The sequence below is a fragment of the Alteromonas pelagimontana genome (assembly GCF_002499975.2).
GTDB lineage: Bacteria > Pseudomonadota > Gammaproteobacteria > Enterobacterales > Alteromonadaceae > Alteromonas > Alteromonas pelagimontana.
In genome coordinates this window covers 2,412,400-2,431,381 of record NZ_CP052766.1, presented here as the reverse complement: position 1 = coordinate 2,431,381, position 18,982 = coordinate 2,412,400, and the positions used below count along the sequence as shown (strand labels likewise).

Genomic DNA, 18,982 nt, shown 5'->3' with positions numbered 1-18,982 from the left:
CTGTGGGTGCGGCGTAACAAAAGATTATTTTCTGTGCCCACTGTGGCATACTGATTCTTTATATTTAAACTCAGGTCTCAATGGACAAAATTGAAATTCGCGGTGCCCGTACCCACAATTTAAAAAATGTCGATTTAACAATTCCTCGCGATAAGTTGGTAGTTATTACCGGTTTATCTGGCTCCGGAAAATCCTCGCTGGCATTTGATACATTGTATGCGGAAGGCCAGCGCCGGTATGTGGAATCGTTATCGGCTTACGCACGCCAGTTTTTGTCAATGATGGAAAAACCCGATGTGGATCACATTGAAGGGTTATCGCCAGCCATATCCATTGAACAAAAGTCTACATCACATAATCCCCGGTCCACCGTCGGCACAATAACGGAAATCTACGATTACCTGCGCCTGATGTTCGCGCGGGTGGGTACGCCTCGCTGTCCTGATCATGATGTCCCACTTGACGCCCAAACCGTCAGCCAAATGGTGGACAGAGTGCTCGCGATGCCGGAAGGCGCTAAGCTGATGCTGCTGGCACCGGTAATTCAGGATCGTAAGGGCGAACATCTTAAAGCGTTACAAAACCTGTCAGCGCAAGGGTATATTCGCGCTCGAATCGATGGGGAGGTATGCGATTTATCTGATCCACCCACCTTGGATTTACACAAAAAACATACCATTGAAGTGGTGGTTGACCGCTTTAAAGTACGGGATGATCTGGCATTAAGACTGGCGGAATCCTTTGAAACCGCGCTGGAATTATCTGGCGGCAATGTCAAAATTGCAGATATGGATAATCCGGATACAGAAGAAGTCGTATTTTCCGCAAACTTCGCGTGTCCTCATTGCGGGTATAGCCTAAGCGAGTTGGAGCCGCGATTATTTTCTTTTAATAATCCCGCTGGCGCCTGCCCCACCTGCGATGGTTTAGGCACCCGACAATTTTTTGATCCAGTGCGCGTTGTCAGCAATGACGAGCTGAGTTTATCCGGCGGCGCAATCCGTGGCTGGGACAAGCGCAGTTACTATTATTTCCAGATGCTGCAGGCAGTAGCAGATCACTATAAGTTTGACCTCACCAAGCCGTTCGGCGAACTGGATAGCAAGACCCGCGATATCGTGCTGTATGGCTCAAAGGGCAAGTCGCTGACGTTTCGTTATATCAACGATCGTGGCGACATTATGGAACGCAAGCATCCATTTGAGGGCATTATCCCGAACATGGAGCGTCGTTTCCGGGAAACAGAATCGAACGCTGTGCGCGATGAACTTGCGAAATATCTGAGCCAGCAACCGTGCAGCAGTTGTGGAGGCTCGCGCCTGCGGCTGGAAGCCCGTAGCGTATTTATTCAAGACACCAACCTGCCAAAAATTGCTGATATGTCGATCGCCGACGCATTCGATTTCTTTGACACCCTGAAGTTAGCTGGTCAGAAAGGGCAAATCGCCGAAAAAATCCTTAAAGAAATTATGGATAGGCTAGGATTTTTGGTCAATGTTGGCCTTAACTATTTATCACTGTCTCGCAGTGCCGATACGTTATCAGGTGGCGAAGCACAGCGTATCCGTCTGGCCAGTCAAATTGGCGCCGGGCTTGTGGGCGTAATGTATGTACTGGATGAACCCTCCATTGGTCTGCATCAGCGAGATAACGAGCGCCTGTTAAAAACTCTGCGTCACCTGCGTGACTTAGGGAATACCGTACTGGTGGTAGAACACGATGAGGATGCCATTCGCGAAGCCGATTTCGTTATTGATATTGGCCCCGGCGCTGGGGTTCACGGTGGACAGATAATCGCCCAGGGCACACTCGAAGATATTTTAAAAAGTGAGGATTCACTTACCGGTAAATATCTATCTGGTCGCGAAAAAATTGATATCCCCGCCACGCGCACGCCGGTGGATAAAGACAAGCTGCTGGTGCTAAGCGAAGCCACCGGCAATAACCTTCAATCGGTAACGTTAACGATTCCAGTAGGTTTGATGACCTGCGTTACCGGCGTTTCCGGCTCGGGTAAATCCACATTAATCAACGATACCTTTTACCGTATAGCGCACCGTGAACTTAATAAAGCCACCACTTCTGAAGCTGCGCCTCATAAGTCAATGGTAGGCTTGGAGCAACTGGATAAAGTCGTCGACATTGACCAAAGCCCCATCGGACGCACCCCGCGCTCGAATCCTGCCACTTACGCAGGTATTTTTACGCCCATTCGTGAACTGTTTTCCGGCACCCAGGAAGCTCGCTCTCGCGGCTATAAACCGGGCCGATTTAGTTTTAATGTAAAAGGCGGCCGTTGCGAAGCGTGTCAGGGTGATGGCGTAATTAAAGTTGAAATGCACTTTTTACCAGATGTGTATGTTCCCTGCGATGTCTGTAAAGGCAAACGTTATAACCGCGAAACGTTGGAAGTGCAGTACAAAGGTAAAAATATCAACGAAGTGCTGGAAATGACGGTGGAGGATGCCAGAGAATTCTTCGATCCGATCCCGGCAGTTGCGCGCAAGATGCAAACGCTGATTGATGTAGGTTTATCTTATATTCGTCTCGGCCAAGCCGCCACTACCTTGTCTGGCGGCGAAGCACAGCGGGTAAAGCTGGCTAAGGAGCTATCTAAAAGGGATACCGGCCAAACGCTGTATATTCTTGACGAACCTACCACAGGGCTGCACTTTCACGACATCAAGCAATTGCTGGCAATTCTGCATCGATTAAGAGATCACGGCAATACAGTGGTAGTAATTGAACACAATCTTGATGTGGTAAAAACCGCCGACTGGATTGTGGATTTAGGTCCCGAAGGTGGCTCTGGTGGTGGCCAGATAATAGCCGAAGGCACGCCTGAGCATGTCGCAGAGCAGGAAGGCTCGCATACAGGACGCTTCTTAAAACCGATGCTTAAGCAATAGCTGAAGCCGTTTGCCCTACCCTTGAGTCATGCTACAGTGATACTTACTCAGACGGCGATTGTGCTGTCTGAGTAATTTAACCATGGACACTAAAAGCGACAGAGAGTCTTATGACAAAATCAAATGCTCTGGAAGCCACATTTGATGTGCGTTTTTATGAAACCGATGCCCTCGGCCATGTCAGCAATACAGTACTAGCTGGTTGGCTGGAAGCTGCGCGAGACCCTATCTTCCGCTTATTCACTCCTACTCTGGACATTAAGAACTGGCCGCTTATTCTTGCCAGCTATCAAATCGATTTCCACGCCCAATTATTCTATGGTCAGCCGGTAAATCTAAAAACCTTTATCAGTCGCTTAGGCAACAGTGCGTTCGATGTCTATCAGGAAGTGTGGCAAAACGAGGTAAAGTGCGCCAGCGGCACAACCACTATGGTTCATTTCAATTATCAAGAGCAGCGGTCTGAGCCCATTCCTGATGCAGTACGCGCAGCACTCGATGCCCACATGTGGGAGGGAAAAAATGACTGAACAACCTACGGATTTTATCGAAGTCATAGATGACGTTCTTGATGCTGAACTTTGCCAGAAAATTATCGCTACGTTTGAGCAAAGTCCCCACAAAACGCAGGGCCGCACCGGGGGAGGAGTGGATTTAGACAAAAAACGCAGTCTGGATGTGGCGTTCAGTGAAAATGAAGAGTTTGCTCATTTGTTTAAGCCGGTTATGCATAAAACCGGTGAGCAGATTCTGCAATATATTGAGAAATATTATTTTGCTCTGGTCGGCCCCATTGGATTAACTGTTCGTCATCCAAAAACCGGCGCCCCGATTAAACTCACTGGCGATAACTTTGAGGAAGTGGGAAAGCCAAACCTGTCTAACCTGGTAAATTACCTGTTTCGGGTAGGACAGGTTAACGCCCAGCGTTATACGGCTGCAGAAGGAGGTTACCCCTACTGGCATTCAGAGGTGTATCCGCAACCGCCACATAATGACGCGCTTCACCGCACCCTGCTATTTATGTATTACCTGAACGATGTAGCTGAAGGCGGTGAAACCGATTTTTACTATCAGAACCGGTCTGTCACTCCCAAAGCAGGCCGCATGGTGATCGCACCCGCTTATTTTACCCACACTCATCGCGGGCAGGTTCCCGTAAGTAACGACAAGTACATACTTACATCCTGGGTACTGTTTAACCGCGCCGAGCTAATCTATACTCAGAACAAATAGCTTCAGAGCGCTTCTTATTAGAGGATTTGGATTGAAAGCCACGCATAGATATCAGTGAGCGAGATTCGCCTTTGTTATAGCGTATAGAAATAAAAAGAACTTTTACTAGACATTAGCTAAGAATATCTATAGATTAGTCGGCAGCTAGAAAGAAAGTCTATTACTTCCTACATTTCGCCGTATTATTCGTAATTCTTCGTCCTGCAGATTTTAAGTTTTCAGCCTCCATTTCCAAGCACCACAGTCTTTACAGGCTCATTTTTATTAAATTTCAGGATATTATTATGTCTAATACAGTTAAAGGAACCGTTAAGTGGTTCAACGAATCTAAAGGTTTTGGTTTTATTGAGCAACAGTCTGGTCCAGACGTATTTGCTCACTTCAGCGCGATTGTAAGCCCTGGCTTCAAAACGCTTGCAGAAGGCCAAGCCGTTGAATTTACTCTTAGCCAAGGCCAAAAAGGTCCTCAAGCTGAGAACATCGTAGCGATTTAATTACCGCTTCGATACAAAAAAGGGCAAGCTTTCGGGCTTGCCCTTTTTTTATTGCGTAGTGTTGTATAGTGTTCTGACATGACTAGCTGTAACCAGATCACAGTGATAGTTATCTATTGTTAACTCGCATCCGTATTCCCATTAATGCTACTAATTAATTGAAGAGGCACATTCATGCCATCACCTACCTTCAAAGTCATTCATACTCCGCCTGATAAAGATGATTTTATCGCGCTACGGGTTGCCGTAGGCTGGCAGTCTATTGCTCCGGCTTTAGTCAGGCGTAGCATGGCCAATACGCTCCACTGGTCGATTATTATGCGGGATGAAAAGCTCGTGGCCATGGGCAGAGTCATCGGCGACAGTGCTATGTATTTTTATGTTCAGGACGTTGTTGTACATCCTGACTACCAAGGCCAGAAGTTAGGTCGTCTGATAATGGAAGACATCGAAAAGTATTTGTTGTCTACCTGCTTGCCCGGCGCCACTATCGGTTTAATGGCGGCACCTGGTAAAACAGCCTTCTATGAAAAGTTTGGCTATAGCGCCCGTGATGGGAAGGCGTTTGGCTTTGGCATGTGCAAATTTATTGATGATTGAGCAAAGTAGTTTTACTCGTTCATGAACCCAATTCTTTACTTTTTACCTGAAAGAGCAACCTGTTATGACGACTCAACAGCCCGATAATCCGCTCCATGGCTTAACGCTGGAAAAAATTGTTAATCAGCTTGTTGATTATTATGGCTGGGATGGCCTGGCGCAACGCATCGACATCAATTGCTTCAAAAGCGATCCGTCGGTCAAATCGTCACTTAAGTTTCTACGAAAAACCGACTGGGCCCGCACCAAGGTGGAAAAACTTTATATCAGCACTTTCAGTTAGCTTTGCTTTTATTAAAAAGGTGCGACCGACACCCCTTCCATCGTGTAACCCACTGATGCAATATCGCCAGCCCAGCCGTCTGTTGACAGTTTTCCTGTCACCCAAATAGCGTCATAGAGGTTTTCGATGGGAACACCTTCTTTAAACTTCACATGAACGATTTGATTAGATGGCGGCGGGGGTACATGAATACAGGCCCCGAAATAAGGTACAAGAAGAAATTCTGTTGTCAGTTTTTCATCGCCTTCCAGCGGCACCACAAAACCAGGAACTTTCACATACTGGCCATCATATTTATCAACCACTGGTGCATTGGGTTGTAGCTGGGTCATTTTCCCATCATGAGCAATGGCAGGTGCATCAAGTTCGTTAAACCCTTCTGGTATTAAGTCTTCCCAATACACTTCTTGAGGCTCCTCTGCCTTAGCAGAAAACGCAAAAGCCAAGCTCAATGCGAGAAAAATAATGTGTTGTAACGTCAGTCGTTGCATAAGTTCCCTTAAAAAGAAAAAGGGCCCGACAATGCGACCCTTTTGCAGATTATCTAAAACACTGTACCACTAACTATTCGCTTTTTTCGAAACGCTTTACGCTACTGGTTATTTCATCTTTTGCAGCTGCTGCATCTGACCAGCCGTCGATTTTAACCCATTTACCAGGTTCAAGATCTTTATAGTGCGAAAAGAAATGTTCGATTTGCAGTTTAAGCAACTCAGGCACATCGGCCATTTCTTTTACATCGCGATAGATGGTAGAGAGTTTATCTACAGGCACAGCGAGAATTTTTGCATCTTTTCCAGACTCGTCAGTCATATTCAACACGCCCACGGGACGGCACGCAATAACAGAACCGCTCAACAACGGAAACGGTGTCAAAACCAATACATCTACCGGATCACCATCTTCGGATAACGTATTAGGTACATAACCATAGTTAGTAGGGTAATGCATGCAGGTAGCCATGAAGCGATCAACAAACATGGCACCGGTATCTTTATCGACTTCATATTTAACCGGATCAGCATGGGCTGGGATTTCAATAATGACATTCACTTCATCAGGCAGTTTTTTGCCTGCAGGAACGGCGCTTAAGCTCATCGTAATTCCTTTATTTAAACCATTAACAGAGTATTCATCCAGGAAAAGGCAGTGGTAAACCACATCTTTTCCTGGATAAATCGAGCATAAGTATACGGCGAGTGCGGCAAAATAAAAACTGTTACAACCTCTCAGAACGCAATTAGCCCAATTTTGCCGCCAACTCCGCCACTAGCCAGCTTTGCGATAATAGCTCAGGCAGGTTTCTACTTCTTCTTTTGAACCAATCAGTACCGGCACGCGCTGGTGAATTTCACTTGGCATGACTTCCATAATCCTGCCTTGTCCGGTATCGGCAAGCCCGCCCGCCTGCTCCATCAAAAATGCCATCGGATTGGCTTCATACAACAAGCGTAGCTTTCCAGGCTTGGAAGGATTGCGCTTGTCAAAAGGATACATAAAAATGCCGCCGCGACAAAGTACGCGGTGAATATCGCCCACCATCGCCGCCACCCACCGCATGTTATAATCCTTTTTGCGCGGCCCTTCTTCGCCAGCTAGCAAATCAGCAACGTATTGTTGAATCGGCATCTCCCAGTGGCGCTGATTTGAGGTATTAATAGCAAACTCAGCAGTTCCGTGAGGCACCTGAACATTTGGATGGGTTAACAAAAAGCCGCCGTGGGTTTTATCCAGCGTATAAATGTGAGTACCCCGCCCGGTTGTCATCGCCAGCATGGTAGAAGGGCCGTAAAGTACATATCCCGCGGCCACCATTTGAGTGCCGGGCTGCAGAAAGGCAGAAGGATCATCAGGCTCCATCCATTGCGGCGCGTGGGCAATAGAAAAAATGGTACCAATCAGACTATTAATTTCAGTATTCGATGAGCCATCCAGCGGATCAAAACTCACCAGGTAGTTACCATTGGGATCGCAGGGCACAACAGTATCTTCTTCTTCCGAAGATATTGCTTTTACATAGCCGGAATCTCTTAGGGTATCTTTTAGAATTTGATTAGAGATGACATCCAGCTTTTTTTGCGTTTCGCCCTGCACGTTCTCGCTCAACGTAGAACCTAATACACCGGCTAATGCACCCTGGCTGACTCGAAAGGATATTTCCTTGCAGCCCGCTAACAGCGTGCGAATTAACAGAATCAGTTCAAGTGGGGCGCCATCTTTCTGTAGTTGCGAATTTAATCGTTTCATGGTGTGCTTTTGCCTTTTTTAGTTTGTAGGGTAAAAGGTTTAGGCTGGCACAGCGTGGCTGCCACAGCATGGCTGCCACAGCATCCCGTACTGGCTCATGCCGATAAACCTGAACAATCAGAAAAAGCACCTGCAAATGCAGCATTTGGATAATATTGCAGCCAACAAACAAAGGTATAAAACTCTGTCGCTTTCCCCAAAAAACCTGCACTGAGAGACTTTAAACTCCGATTGTTGCTCAGATTGTAACCGTGAACGCCAGTAAGGGAAATGAGTTATTCGCTCAGCGCCAGGGTTCTGCTAAAGTATCTCCCCTGATAATTAGAGCAGGGTGTTTATGCACGTTCACATTCTCGGCATCTGCGGCAGCTTCATGGGCGGGATCGCAGCGATAGCCAAATCGCTAGGCCATACAGTCACCGGTTCCGACCGGAATGTTTATCCGCCAATGAGTACACAGTTGGAAGCGCTGGGCATTACTCTTACCGAAGGGTACGACCCGAAGCAGTTTGAGCCCAGCCCTGACATGGTGATTATTGGCAATGCGATGTCACGGGGAAACCCGGCGGTGGAATATGTGCTGGACCGCAATCTTCCGTACACCAGTGGCCCCCAATGGTTGTTGGATAATCTGCTCAACAAGCGTTGGGTAATAGGCATTGCCGGCACCCACGGCAAAACCACCACCAGCAGCATGGTCGCATGGATTCTGGAATACGCGGGGCTAAAACCCGGGTTTCTTATTGGCGGTATTCCTGAAAACTTTGGTGTTTCCGCTCGTATCGGCGAAAGCCCCTTTTTCGTTATCGAAGCCGATGAGTACGACAGCGCCTTTTTCGACAAACGTTCAAAGTTTGTACACTACCGTCCCCGCACCTTGATTTTAAATAATCTGGAATTTGATCACGCCGATATTTTTCCTGATTTAGCCGCCATACAAACCCAGTTTCACCACTTGGTGAGGATGGTGCCTGCTAATGGGCTCATTCTGTCGCCACGAGAGGATGCCCCGCTTCAGGATACTTTGAAAAAAGGCTGCTGGAGTGAGCAGCAATATTTGGGCGAGTGCTGGCAAGCCCAGCCAATAAATGCGGATGGCAGTGCTTTTGACGTATTATTCAAAGGTGAAAACGTAGGAACAGTAAATTGGAGTTTGCTAGGCCAGCATAATGTGGATAATGCCATCATGGCTATCGCCGCAGCACATCATGCGGGTGTTACGCTGGATGATGCCGTTGCTGCATTGTCGACGTTTAAGAATGTTAAACGCCGCATGGAAATAAAAGGCGTGGTAAATAACATAACCGTTTACGACGATTTTGCTCACCACCCTACCGCCATAGCCACCACGCTGGCGGGTCTTCGTCATAAAGTCGGGAACAGCCGCATTATTGCCGTGCTTGAACCTCGCTCCAATACTATGAAAATGGGAATACATAAAACAACGTTAGGTCAGTCGTGGCAGGCTGCTGATAATGTTTTACTGTTTGAACCAAAAGGTATGAACTGGTCTCTAGCGGATGTCGCTGAAGCCAGTGAAACGCCAGCGGCATGTTTTGAAACGGTGCAACCTATCGTAGATCGTGTTGTAGAACTTGCCAGGCCAGGCGATCATGTTCTGGTAATGAGCAACGGCGGATTTGAAAATATTCACCAGCGTTTGCTAAAAGCGTTGGCAGAATGTTAAAGGAAAACAATGTTTGAAAAACAAATTACATTAGCCATTACTGGCGCATCAGGGGCCCCTTACGCATTGCGCTTACTGGAAGTTCTGGTACAAGCGCAATATCAGGTTTTTATACTGATATCTTCGGCCGCAAAAGTGGTGTTTGCCACGGAAGAAGATATAAAGATACCGGCGCAGCCGGATGCAGCCACTGCCTTTTTTACGCAACGTTTTAACGCTGCAGAAGGACAGTTGCGCGTGTGCGGCAAAGAAGAGTGGTTTTCCCCGGTGGCTTCCGGTTCTGCGGCCCCCAAGCATATGGTGATTTGCCCATGCTCCACAGGGACATTATCTGCTATCGCTGTAGGTGCAAGTGATAACCTTATTGAGCGCGCGGCGGATGTGGTATTAAAGGAACGCGGGCAGCTTATACTGGTGCCAAGAGAAATGCCGCTGTCCTCCATCCACTTGGAAAACATGTTAAAACTGTCACAAATGGGTGCCACAATAATGCCCGCTGCCCCCGGCTTTTATCACAAGCCGCAGTCAATCAGTGATTTGGTAGACTTCGTTGTCGCGCGCATTCTTGATCATTTAGGAATTAGCCAATCGTTGATGGCCCGCTGGGGCTATCAGTCACATCAACCTTCTGAGGAATAATATTATGCAAGCGTCTGCAAACAGGAACTTCGCTCTCACGCTTTGTTTATTAACGGGTTTTATTACCAGCCTGCCCGCTTACGGCTGGGGTCAAACCGGACACAGGGTTACCGGCGCCATTGCAGAGCGTCATTTAAACCCCGAAGCTAAAGCAGCCATCGAGGCTTTGTTACCAAATGAATCCATGGCCGAAGCATCAACTTACGCTGATGAAATGCGCTCTGACCCCGATGAGTTCTGGCAAAAAATCTCACCGCCCTGGCATTACGTAACAGTACCGGAAGAGAAAACTTACGGTGAAGCCGGAGCGCCGGAGCATGGCGACGCTTATACTGCGCTTAAGCGTTTTACCGCTAAATTGAAAGATCCCAAAGCGACAGAAGAAGAAAAGCGACTGGCTTTACGTTTTGTTATACATATTATCGGCGATTTACATCAACCCTTACATGCCGGAAACGGCACCGATCGCGGTGGCAACGATGTAAAGGTACGTTTTTTCTGGGAAGATTCCAACCTGCACCGCGTATGGGATTCGCAACTGCTGGATCAACGGAAGCTTTCCTACACCGAATGGACAGACTGGCTGGATGAAAAAATTACCCAGCAAAATATCAGCGAGTGGAACACCATAAAGCCGGAAGACTGGATTGCCGAAAGCACAAAAATTCGTGACGACCTGTACCCGCAGGACGCCAACAACATGTCTTACGATTATCTTTATGATTATCTGCCTATCGCTAAACAACGTCTGCAACAGGCTGGAATCAGAATGGCGCTTTATCTAAATGCGGTATTTGGTGAGCAGAAAGAACAGTAAATAGCGAGCGCCCGCCCACTCTTCGTAGCGGCGCTACGAGACGCTATATCCATATCCGTATATTTGGAGCCCCTGCGCTCCAAATATGCGGCTACATTTTCCACCCTACCCATAACCAATCTACTAGCCAAGGGCTTATAAGGCAGAACCCTGCAATGCCTAATTTAAGACCTCTATAATAGATTCCCGCTTTTAAACAATAATAAATAATTAGATAAGCAGAAATCACCGACCACACAGTTGAATAGGTTGCGGATAATATTGGAGGCCCGAGAGGAACCCCCCTCATTTCCTCTCTACTCAGATGTGTTAAATTCCCCACATAAGCTGAAGTGGCTAGTGTTAAAATTAGGAATAATAAGATGCCACCAAAACGCTTAAGAAAAACATTTAGATTCATACGCTTATCCAACTTATTCTTTAATACATGAAGCCTTTAACTCTCGCATAGCCATGCGAACATCGTCGATTTCAAAACTATAGTTATCCAGGGCGCTAATAGTTCTTCTGTCTCGTTCATTGTTTTGTTTCAATAAGACCAGTGTAAAACATCCTCTCGCCATTGACATATTTGGTACTAATTTCAATATCAACTGGTGCAGATTCAAGAAAATGAATATTGGATGAATGATAGCAACCTGAGGTGTGTTCGATGTATTACGAGCACGACTTAATTTGCGAGTGGCACACTTCGCAGTTGCGTTTACGAACCTTCTATTTAGAAAATTAAAATAGTCTTACAATCAAAATCTGGCTGTGTGATCGCTCAGCAATCTCGCATAGCGAGCAGCAGCCCCACCATAATTATTGTTGCTCACTGCCCGTTTCCATTGCTCAGTTTGTTCATTATATAGTCGAAGATAATCGCGCGCGGCAAGACTTAAACAAAAAACGGAACAAGCTCTATCCTGTTCCGTTCATATAACACGCTCTTCATCCCGGTTCTGGTGATGTAAAGCCTGGGCGCAGCAGCAACCTACTCCAGGTCTAGCGGCTCTGGCGATAAAATAACGCCAGTGCTGTCAGCATAAAGGTGATCTTCCGGCAGGAAGGTTACGCCGCCAAAGTTTACAGGAATATCAACATCCCCCACGCTCTCGCTGTCTGCGTTCACGGGAATAGCGGCAATGGCCAGAATGCCAATATCGAAATCGGATAGCATATCGACTTCCCGAACACTGCCATAACAGACGATGCCTTCCCAGTCGTTATCGATTGCAAGCTGTGCAGAAGTTGCATCAATTAACGCGCGTCGCGTAGAACCACCTCCATCAATCAAAAGCACCTTGCCTGTACCGGGCTGAGCCAGCACCCGGTCAATGAGTCCGCGATCTTCAAAACATTTTATTGTTGTGATTTCGCCGCCAAAGGAATAACGACCGCCGTAACTTATAAACATCGGATCGACCACATCAACGCTATCAGCAAATAAATCGCATAATTCGGAAGTGTTATAATCCATTGCAGAGCCTTTTCTTAGTGTAAAATGCGTTTGACCGGACGGGCAGGTTCCCGCGGAATGTCGATCTAGCATAGCATTATTTCTCGCAATAGGAATGGTCCTTTCGTCAATTCCAAATTAAACCTTTAGCTTCTTTACCTTCATCAGCTCTCAGGCAATGTCATAAAGGTTTCTTTTTTCTGTCACCCCATATTCATCGTGGCCTTTTAGGCTTTATTTAGTCCACCGTGATGGGGCAAAGCATTGAACAGGCTAAAATCGCTACGGCAATACGATACCGACCTTTTTTATCGTATTTACCGTTTAACCCACAAAAGGGATTGTAGAGCAATCATCTGGTTATCCCGCACCGGCGATGGCTACTTATATTTTGTTATAGGTATGTTGTTGTGGGCGTTTGAATACAGCCATGGCGAACTATTTCTGTATACGGCGTTGATGGCATATAGCCTGGAACTTCCAGTCTACGTGGTATTAAAAAAGCTATTTAAACGCCCGCGCCCCTACGTATTGTTAACGCAGTTGAAAGCGCATATCAGGCCTTCAGATAAATTCTCTCTGCCTTCCGGACATACCGCTGCGGCGTGGTTAATGGCCTGTATTGTCGCACATTTTTACCCCCCATTCGCGGTACTGGCTTATACCTGGGCTGCTCTTATTGGCCTTTCTCGCATCCTATTGGGCGTACATTATCCGACAGACGTGTTGGCAGGCGCTTTATTAGGAATAACAATCGCTTCATTGAGCTTAATGGCTTTGGCATAAAAAAATGAAAATATTGTATGGTGTGCAAGGCACGGGGAACGGCCACATCGCCCGAGCGCGGATTATGGCAGCGGCATTTGCCACCCGCGATGACTTTGAAGTTGATTTTGTCTTCACCGGTCGCCAGCCAGATAAATATTTTGATATGGACATATTTGGTAATTATCGTGCTTTAAAAGGGCTCAGCTTTATTACCTGTCACGGCAAAGTGGATAAATGGGCCACAGTAAGAGACAATCATTTCCGCCAGTTCATGCAGGATGTGAAAGCGTTTGATGTAGCAGATTACGATTTGCATATTAATGATTTTGAACCTGTGACTGCCTGGGCAGCAAGGCGCGCTGGGCTTCCGGCTATCTCTATCAGTCATCAAGCGGCGTTTGTCTATCCCGTACCCAAAGCGGGTGACAATATTCTGGATAGGGCATTGTTAAAGTATTTTGCGCCCACAGACGTTCAACTTGGCATACACTGGTTTCACTTTAATCAACCTATTCTTCCACCATTTGTTGCTGACAAGCCAGCAGCGATTCCCGAACGTCAGCACGTGCTGGTGTATCTGCCTTTTGAAGACATCAGCGACATTCAGCAGATGCTGGAACCGCTTAGTGAGCAGCAGTTTGTGTGTTACCACCCCGCAGTGAGTACCGCAAAACGCCGGCATCACGTGAAATGGTACCCGCCGTCGAAATCGGGCTTTCAATCCGCACTTCAACACTGCACTGGCGTAATTGCCAATGGCGGCTTCGAGCTTGCCAGCGAAGCGCTTCATTTGGGTAAAAAGCTTCTTATCAAGCCGCTGCACGGACAGTTTGAACAGCTGTCGAATGTGCTGATGTTAAACCGGCTGGGTTTGTGTCAAACGCTCTTCCAGCTGGATACCGATATTGTCGAAGAGTGGCTCGATGCCCCGGAAAACGAGGGAATTATCTTTCCCGATAATCCGGGGATCTTGCTTGACTGGCTGAAGACAGGCAACTGGCAAGATACGCAAACCCTTTGTGACACACTTTGGAAGCAGGTGCAGTACGGCGATAAAACCCGCGAAAAGCTATTGTCGCTTGCATTTTAGCGTTGCAATGCGATGATAACGGCAAACTACGAATATCTGCGGGACACTTGTGCTGAAAAAACGTTTTTTGCTGTGTTTACTGGTGCTTTCTCAGTTGGCTTTAGCTGGTTGCGGTTATCGTGGCGCGCTTTATCTTCCCGAAGACGCTACTGACAACCAACCAACGCAAGAAGCCGCCCCCGCAACCACGCCGGGAGACCGTAATTAAATGGATCATTTTGCCTATCGCGACAACCTGTTGTACGCCGAAGATGTCTCGGTTACCGATATCGCCGCCGACCATCACACCCCTTTATATATTTATTCTCGCGCTACGCTCGAACGCCATTGGCATGCTTTTAATGATGCGTTGGGGGATCACCCTCATCTGGTATGTTATGCGGTAAAAGCAAATTCTAATCTTGGTGTGCTAAGCGTATTGGCCAAATTAGGTTCGGGTTTTGACATTGTTTCTGCCGGCGAACTGGCGCGCGTTATTGAGGCGGGTGGCGATCCAGGTAAAGTGGTATTTTCAGGTGTCGGTAAAAAAGCCGCAGAAATCCGGTATGCGCTGGAACAGAATATTCTTTGTTTTAACGTAGAATCTGAGCCAGAACTTCACCGGATTAACGAAGTCGCTGGCCAATTAGGTAAAGTTGCACCTATATCTTTGCGCATCAATCCAGACGTGGATGCCAATACTCATCCTTATATTTCTACCGGTCTCAAAGCAAATAAATTTGGTATTCCGCGGGAACGTGCCGTTGCTACATATGAATTGGCGCAGTCACTTCCTCACCTTGATGTACTAGGCATGGATTGTCATATCGGTTCGCAATTGACAACTATCGGCCCTTTCGTTGATGCGTTAGAACGGCTACTGGAACTGATTGATGTACTGGCGAAAAAAGATATTGTTATTCGTCATCTCGACTTAGGTGGCGGTCTCGGCGTCACTTATAATCAGGAAAGTCCTCCTCATCCCAAAGAATACGCGGCGGCCATGGCGGAAAAAATGGCTGGTCGAGAAAACCTGAAACTCATTTTAGAACCTGGACGAGCCATTGCCGCAAATGCCGGCATTTTGGTTACCGAAGTCGAATTTATCAAAGAAGGTGAAGAAAAGCATTTTGCCATTGTTGACGCTGCAATGAATGATTTACTACGTCCGGCATTATATTCTGCTTGGCAAAACATTGTGCGCGTCGATATCCGCACAGATGCGCCGAGTCGCACCTATGATGTGGTAGGCCCAGTCTGCGAAACCGGAGACTTCCTGGGTAAAGATCGTGAATTAGCGGTAGCTGCAGGTGATTTACTGGCGGTAAGAAGCGCTGGGGCTTATGGTTTTGTGATGGCTTCAAACTACAATAGCCGCTGTCGTCCGGCGGAAATTATGGTAGACGGAAGTAATGTGATTGTGGTGCGTGAGCGAGAAAATCAAAAAGAACTCTGGAAAGGAGAGCATAAACTTACGTAAACTAGAGGAAGTTTAAGAATTAAAGACGCGCTGTTGATGCAAGTTCAGTTTTCCAAAATGCATGGTCTGGGTAATGACTTTATGGTCATTGATAACGTGACCCAGAATGTTTATTTCTCTAAAGAAAAGATTCAGCAACTTGCTGACAGGCATTTTGGTATTGGTTTTGACCAGCTACTGATGGTAGAGCCTCCTTACGATCCTGAGCAGGATTTCCATTACCGCATTTTTAATGCTGACGGGTCAGAAGTTTCACAATGCGGCAATGGCGCCCGCTGTTTCGCCCGCTTTGTAAAAATGAAGGGCCTTATCAACCGCAATAAAATTATTGTGAGTACCAAAGCGGGGAAAATGGTGCTCTATTTAGAAAAGGATGGGCAGGTCACCGTGAACATGGGTAAGCCTTCCTTTGAACCCGCCGACATTCCGCACAAAGCCAACAAGCAGGAAAAAACCTATCTTATTCGCGAAGGCGAGCACACGTTGTTTTATGGTGCCGCTTCTATGGGTAATCCGCATTGTGTACTGGAAGTCGATAATGTAGATACCGCCGCTGTTGAAACCGTGGGGCCGTTACTGGAGCGTCATGAGCGTTTTCCTGAAGGGGTAAATGTTGGCTTTATGCAGATACTTTCAACGGAGCATATTCGGCTGCGCGTGTTTGAACGTGGTGTGGGCGAAACCATGGCTTGTGGTAGTGGGGCTTGCGCCGCCGTTGCGATAGGTCAAATGCAGGGTAAATTAGGCAAGGATGTGAAGGTTGATCTACCCGGCGGCAGCTTACGCATTCGCTGGCAGGGCCAGGACTCAACATTAAAAATGACAGGTCCGGCAGAACATATCTATGATGGACAGATAAACCTATGAGTGATGGATCAAGTTATAAAAGCACCACCCTGGCACTGGAACCGCGTTATGATGAAGCCAACAGTGTCAGTGCGGAAGATGTACGTGCATTTTTGGCTAAAAATCCTGAATTTTTCACTCAATACCCAGAATTGCTCGAACGCCTGATTATTCCTCACGAGCAGAAAGGCAGCGTCTCTTTGGTAGAACTGCAAGGGGAGCAGCTGCGCAAAAAAGTGCGCCAACTGAACTACAAGCTTAACCAGTTAATTGGTATCGCCAAACAGAATGAAAAAATTTACCGTGTTTATACCGACTTAAATGTTCAGTTACTCACATGTAAATCTGTCTTGGATATCCAATTGAAGCTGGAAGAGGTGCTGCAGGAAAACCTGCAACTGGCTTCGGTATCGTTAAAGCTTTTTAAAGGACCTCACGCATTACCCGAACTACAGCGCCGCTTGTTTGCCGAAAAGCGGTTTAAAAAATCCCAGTTCTTTTTTGGCCGTTTGAGCCAGCACGAAAAATATCTGTTATTCAGCGGTGATATTGCTGAGTCTGTCGCCTTAATTCAGCTAGGCGATAATAACGACTTAGGAATACTGGCAGTAGGTAGCGGCGACGCCACCCATTTTACGCCGGACATGGATACGTTGTTACTTAAACAGCTTCAGCAGGTGTTAAATATAATAATGCCGCCCATGCTGGGTTACTGACAGGTAATCAATATCGCTGTCTGCTATTCCACTGGCTGAATATCTGCTTCAATGGCAGTGACGCCGCACTGTTCTGCAAAAACGCCACATTTATGTATATAACGAAAGTGTTGCTACTGCGTGTTTTGGCATCGAAATAAATAAGGAATTTCATGCGCTTTTATCGACCCATTTCTGCTATTAAAGCAATGACCTTTGATCTCGACGATACGCTTTACGACAACAGCCCTGTTATCGAAGCCGCTGAAAAAGCACTGCTGGCGCACATTACAAGCCGATACCCGAAGACATCGGCTTTGCCAAAGCATGAATGGCAAAAAATCCAACGCGGCCTGATTAGCCAGACTCCAGAACTGGCGTCAGATATGGGACAGCTGCGGTTACGTACTTTGAGGGCAGCGTTGCAACATGACATTACAGCGGAAGATGTGCTGGATATTGCGGCCCAGGAATGTTTTGACTGTTTTTACGGTGCCCGCAGCAATCTACAATTAGAAGAGCATGTTCACGAGGTTTTGGCTGTGCTTTCACAGCGTATTCCGTTGATAGGCATTACCAATGGCAACGTTGATGCGCAGCGCATTGGCATTCAGCCTTATTTCAGCACTATTTACCATGCCAGCCTTGAGCGGCCGATGAAGCCACATCCCCACATGTTTGATGAAGCAGTGGCGCATATCAACGTGCCTCACGCGCAAATTTTGCATGTCGGCGATAATCTGATAAAAGATGTATACGGGGCGATATCGGCAGGCTTTCAGGCTGCGTGGTTTGCCTGCGACCGCCCTATGATACTCAACCAGGAACCAGTGCATGTGTTACCGCACGTGGCTCTGGATAGCTTCGACGAGTTATTGTTACTCGTCGATTAACGCGTTGTCTTCCAGTACGTTCTGCTTCATGGAGTCGCAGGGCCGATTGCAACAAGGCCGGCCCACTACCTTTGCCGGAACACCTACAACAGTTACGTGAGGCGGTACATTATTTAGCACCACACTGCCCGCTCCTACTTTCGAACCTTCCCCAATTTCGATATTTCCCAAAATTTTGGCGCCAGCGCCAACTAACACTCCCTGGCGAATTTTTGGATGACGATCGCCAGATTCATTCCCGGTTCCGCCAAGCGTCACACTTTGTAAAATTGAAACGTTATCTTCGATAACCGCAGTTTCTCCCACAACAATACCGGTGGCGTGATCAAACATCACGCCTTTGCCGATTGTCGCTGCCGGATGAATATCTACACCAAAGTTTTCAGAATTACGACTTTGCAGAAAAAGCGCCAGTTGAACGCGATCATGTGACCAGAGGTAATGCGCCAGGCGGTGTACCTGAACAGAATGGAAACCTTTGAAGTGCAGTAGCGGTGTCAGATAGTCCTTTACCGCTGCATCGCGATTGAAAATGGCTGCAATGTCAGCAATTGCCGCTTCAAATATGGCAGGTTCCAATAAATAAGCCTCATCGAACACTTCACGTATCGCCAACGCCGGCATGACATCATCAGCAATTTTATTGGACAAAATAAAACTAAGGGATGACTCGAAATTATGATGAGTAAGAATACAGGCGTGAATAAAGCTGGCTAGCAGCGGTTCTTTATCGGCAATAATTTGTGCTTCTTTTTTTACCGCAAGCCAAAAATTGGCGGTGTCGGGACGTTTCTGCATACTAGCTTCCGGATAATAATTTGCGAGCCTGTCGCACCGAAGTGGAGCTCTGAATAAGATTTTCAATGGTTGAAATCTAT

At 47.0% G+C, this 18,982-nt stretch carries 21 protein-coding genes; 16 read left to right on the top strand and 5 right to left on the bottom strand.

What is annotated here, in order from left to right; all coding sequences use genetic code 11:
• Positions 1-80: 80 nt before the first annotated feature.
• The 6 genes from uvrA (at position 81) to CA267_RS10775 (ending at position 5,522) form a co-directional block, all read left to right on the top strand.
• On the top strand, positions 81-2,909 hold the full coding sequence (gene uvrA, locus CA267_RS10800; protein ID WP_075607472.1) for an excinuclease ABC subunit UvrA: 2,829 nt from the start codon (positions 81-83) through the stop codon (positions 2,907-2,909).
• Positions 2,910-3,019: 110 nt separating this feature from the next.
• Positions 3,020-3,439 (top strand): acyl-CoA thioesterase, encoded by a 420-nt coding sequence (locus CA267_RS10795; RefSeq protein WP_075607473.1) that lies wholly within the window; start codon positions 3,020-3,022, stop codon positions 3,437-3,439.
• Complete coding sequence (locus tag CA267_RS10790) at positions 3,432-4,145, top strand: 2OG-Fe(II) oxygenase (RefSeq protein WP_075607474.1); 714 nt, start codon at positions 3,432-3,434, stop codon at positions 4,143-4,145. Before CA267_RS10795 ends, CA267_RS10790 begins: the two co-directional genes overlap by 8 nt.
• Positions 4,146-4,429: 284 nt before the next feature.
• Positions 4,430-4,639 (top strand): cold-shock protein, encoded by a 210-nt coding sequence (locus CA267_RS10785; RefSeq protein ID WP_075607475.1) that lies wholly within the window; start codon positions 4,430-4,432, stop codon positions 4,637-4,639.
• A gap of 174 nt (positions 4,640-4,813) precedes the next feature.
• Complete coding sequence (locus CA267_RS10780; RefSeq protein WP_075607476.1) at positions 4,814-5,239, top strand: GNAT family N-acetyltransferase; 426 nt, start codon at positions 4,814-4,816, stop codon at positions 5,237-5,239.
• A 64-nt stretch (positions 5,240-5,303) separates the two neighbouring features.
• Positions 5,304-5,522, top strand: coding sequence for a VF530 family protein (locus CA267_RS10775; RefSeq protein ID WP_075607477.1), 219 nt, complete (start codon positions 5,304-5,306; stop codon positions 5,520-5,522).
• Between the two features lie 11 nt (positions 5,523-5,533).
• On the opposite strand, the gene CA267_RS10770 is transcribed toward CA267_RS10775, so the two are convergent.
• The 3 genes from CA267_RS10770 to CA267_RS10760 all read right to left on the bottom strand — a co-directional run bounded on the left by CA267_RS10770 (position 5,534) and on the right by CA267_RS10760 (position 7,769).
• Entirely contained in the window at positions 5,534-6,013 is a 480-nt protein-coding gene (locus tag CA267_RS10770) for a DUF3299 domain-containing protein (RefSeq protein ID WP_075607478.1), read from the bottom strand.
• 73 nt (positions 6,014-6,086) lie between these two features.
• Positions 6,087-6,620 carry an inorganic diphosphatase gene (gene ppa / locus CA267_RS10765; RefSeq protein ID WP_075607479.1) on the bottom strand — a complete coding sequence of 178 codons (534 nt, stop codon included), beginning with the start codon at positions 6,618-6,620 and terminating at the stop codon, positions 6,087-6,089.
• A gap of 171 nt (positions 6,621-6,791) precedes the next feature.
• Positions 6,792-7,769 (bottom strand): class 1 fructose-bisphosphatase, encoded by a 978-nt coding sequence (locus tag CA267_RS10760; RefSeq protein ID WP_075607480.1) that lies wholly within the window; start codon positions 7,767-7,769, stop codon positions 6,792-6,794.
• A 337-nt stretch (positions 7,770-8,106) separates the two neighbouring features.
• Between CA267_RS10760 and mpl the strand changes: the two genes are divergently transcribed.
• From mpl to CA267_RS10745, 3 genes are read left to right on the top strand one after another with little or no spacing between them, the layout of a single operon-like run.
• Positions 8,107-9,456: a UDP-N-acetylmuramate:L-alanyl-gamma-D-glutamyl-meso-diaminopimelate ligase gene (mpl, locus tag CA267_RS10755; RefSeq protein ID WP_075607481.1), complete on the top strand. Its 1,350-nt coding sequence runs from the start codon at positions 8,107-8,109 to the stop codon at positions 9,454-9,456.
• Positions 9,457-9,465: 9 nt separating this feature from the next.
• The gene (locus CA267_RS10750; RefSeq protein ID WP_075607482.1) at positions 9,466-10,095 is read left to right on the top strand and encodes a flavin prenyltransferase UbiX; all 630 of its coding nucleotides are present in this window, start codon (positions 9,466-9,468) and stop codon (positions 10,093-10,095) included.
• A 4-nt stretch (positions 10,096-10,099) separates the two neighbouring features.
• Positions 10,100-10,912 carry a S1/P1 nuclease gene (locus CA267_RS10745; RefSeq protein ID WP_075607483.1) on the top strand — a complete coding sequence of 271 codons (813 nt, stop codon included), beginning with the start codon at positions 10,100-10,102 and terminating at the stop codon, positions 10,910-10,912.
• Between the two features lie 976 nt (positions 10,913-11,888).
• On the opposite strand, the gene rraA is transcribed toward CA267_RS10745, so the two are convergent.
• The gene (gene rraA / locus CA267_RS10740) at positions 11,889-12,374 is read right to left on the bottom strand and encodes a ribonuclease E activity regulator RraA (RefSeq protein ID WP_075607485.1); all 486 of its coding nucleotides are present in this window, start codon (positions 12,372-12,374) and stop codon (positions 11,889-11,891) included.
• Positions 12,375-12,617: 243 nt separating this feature from the next.
• Here rraA and CA267_RS10735 point away from each other — a divergent pair, with 243 nt between their 5' ends.
• The 7 genes from CA267_RS10735 to CA267_RS10705 all read left to right on the top strand — a co-directional run bounded on the left by CA267_RS10735 (position 12,618) and on the right by CA267_RS10705 (position 18,104).
• Positions 12,618-13,139: a phosphatase PAP2 family protein gene (locus CA267_RS10735; protein WP_075607486.1), complete on the top strand. Its 522-nt coding sequence runs from the start codon at positions 12,618-12,620 to the stop codon at positions 13,137-13,139.
• A 4-nt stretch (positions 13,140-13,143) separates the two neighbouring features.
• Positions 13,144-14,211: an MJ1255/VC2487 family glycosyltransferase gene (locus tag CA267_RS10730; RefSeq protein ID WP_075607487.1), complete on the top strand. Its 1,068-nt coding sequence runs from the start codon at positions 13,144-13,146 to the stop codon at positions 14,209-14,211.
• Between the two features lie 49 nt (positions 14,212-14,260).
• Positions 14,261-14,419 (top strand): LPS translocon maturation chaperone LptM, encoded by a 159-nt coding sequence (gene lptM, locus CA267_RS10725; protein ID WP_097349097.1) that lies wholly within the window; start codon positions 14,261-14,263, stop codon positions 14,417-14,419.
• Positions 14,420-15,670, top strand: a complete 1,251-nt coding sequence (gene lysA, locus CA267_RS10720) for a diaminopimelate decarboxylase (protein WP_075607488.1) — start codon at positions 14,420-14,422, stop codon at positions 15,668-15,670.
• 36 nt (positions 15,671-15,706) lie between these two features.
• Positions 15,707-16,537, top strand: coding sequence for a diaminopimelate epimerase (gene dapF, locus CA267_RS10715; protein WP_075607489.1), 831 nt, complete (start codon positions 15,707-15,709; stop codon positions 16,535-16,537).
• Positions 16,534-17,232, top strand: a complete 699-nt coding sequence (locus tag CA267_RS10710) for a DUF484 family protein (protein ID WP_075607490.1) — start codon at positions 16,534-16,536, stop codon at positions 17,230-17,232. Before dapF ends, CA267_RS10710 begins: the two co-directional genes overlap by 4 nt.
• Before the next feature lie 152 nt (positions 17,233-17,384).
• Positions 17,385-18,104, top strand: a complete 720-nt coding sequence (locus CA267_RS10705; protein ID WP_075607491.1) for an HAD-IA family hydrolase — start codon at positions 17,385-17,387, stop codon at positions 18,102-18,104.
• Here CA267_RS10705 and cysE read toward each other — a convergent pair.
• Positions 18,090-18,902 carry a serine O-acetyltransferase gene (gene cysE, locus CA267_RS10700; RefSeq protein WP_075607492.1) on the bottom strand — a complete coding sequence of 271 codons (813 nt, stop codon included), beginning with the start codon at positions 18,900-18,902 and terminating at the stop codon, positions 18,090-18,092. The two genes, CA267_RS10705 and cysE, sit on opposite strands and share 15 nt — an antisense overlap.
• Positions 18,903-18,982: the final 80 nt, after the last annotated feature.

Excerpts from the sequence above, each read along its gene's own strand:
- uvrA (WP_075607472.1), top strand. The coding sequence starts at position 81 with ATGGACAAAATTGAAATTCGCGGTGCCCGTACCCACAATTTAAAAAAT.
- CA267_RS10795 (WP_075607473.1), top strand. The coding sequence starts at position 3,020 with ATGACAAAATCAAATGCTCTGGAAGCCACATTTGATGTGCGTTTTTAT.
- CA267_RS10790 (WP_075607474.1), top strand. The coding sequence starts at position 3,432 with ATGACTGAACAACCTACGGATTTTATCGAAGTCATAGATGACGTTCTT.
- CA267_RS10785 (WP_075607475.1), top strand. The coding sequence starts at position 4,430 with ATGTCTAATACAGTTAAAGGAACCGTTAAGTGGTTCAACGAATCTAAA.
- CA267_RS10780 (WP_075607476.1), top strand. The coding sequence starts at position 4,814 with ATGCCATCACCTACCTTCAAAGTCATTCATACTCCGCCTGATAAAGAT.
- CA267_RS10775 (WP_075607477.1), top strand. The coding sequence starts at position 5,304 with ATGACGACTCAACAGCCCGATAATCCGCTCCATGGCTTAACGCTGGAA.
- CA267_RS10770 (WP_075607478.1), bottom strand. The coding sequence starts at position 6,013 with ATGCAACGACTGACGTTACAACACATTATTTTTCTCGCATTGAGCTTG.
- ppa (WP_075607479.1), bottom strand. The coding sequence starts at position 6,620 with ATGAGCTTAAGCGCCGTTCCTGCAGGCAAAAAACTGCCTGATGAAGTG.
- CA267_RS10760 (WP_075607480.1), bottom strand. The coding sequence starts at position 7,769 with ATGAAACGATTAAATTCGCAACTACAGAAAGATGGCGCCCCACTTGAA.
- mpl (WP_075607481.1), top strand. The coding sequence starts at position 8,107 with ATGCACGTTCACATTCTCGGCATCTGCGGCAGCTTCATGGGCGGGATC.
- CA267_RS10750 (WP_075607482.1), top strand. The coding sequence starts at position 9,466 with ATGTTTGAAAAACAAATTACATTAGCCATTACTGGCGCATCAGGGGCC.
- CA267_RS10745 (WP_075607483.1), top strand. The coding sequence starts at position 10,100 with ATGCAAGCGTCTGCAAACAGGAACTTCGCTCTCACGCTTTGTTTATTA.
- rraA (WP_075607485.1), bottom strand. The coding sequence starts at position 12,374 with ATGGATTATAACACTTCCGAATTATGCGATTTATTTGCTGATAGCGTT.
- CA267_RS10730 (WP_075607487.1), top strand. The coding sequence starts at position 13,144 with ATGAAAATATTGTATGGTGTGCAAGGCACGGGGAACGGCCACATCGCC.
- lysA (WP_075607488.1), top strand. The coding sequence starts at position 14,420 with ATGGATCATTTTGCCTATCGCGACAACCTGTTGTACGCCGAAGATGTC.
- dapF (WP_075607489.1), top strand. The coding sequence starts at position 15,707 with ATGCAAGTTCAGTTTTCCAAAATGCATGGTCTGGGTAATGACTTTATG.
- CA267_RS10710 (WP_075607490.1), top strand. The coding sequence starts at position 16,534 with ATGAGTGATGGATCAAGTTATAAAAGCACCACCCTGGCACTGGAACCG.
- CA267_RS10705 (WP_075607491.1), top strand. The coding sequence starts at position 17,385 with ATGCGCTTTTATCGACCCATTTCTGCTATTAAAGCAATGACCTTTGAT.
- cysE (WP_075607492.1), bottom strand. The coding sequence starts at position 18,902 with ATGCAGAAACGTCCCGACACCGCCAATTTTTGGCTTGCGGTAAAAAAA.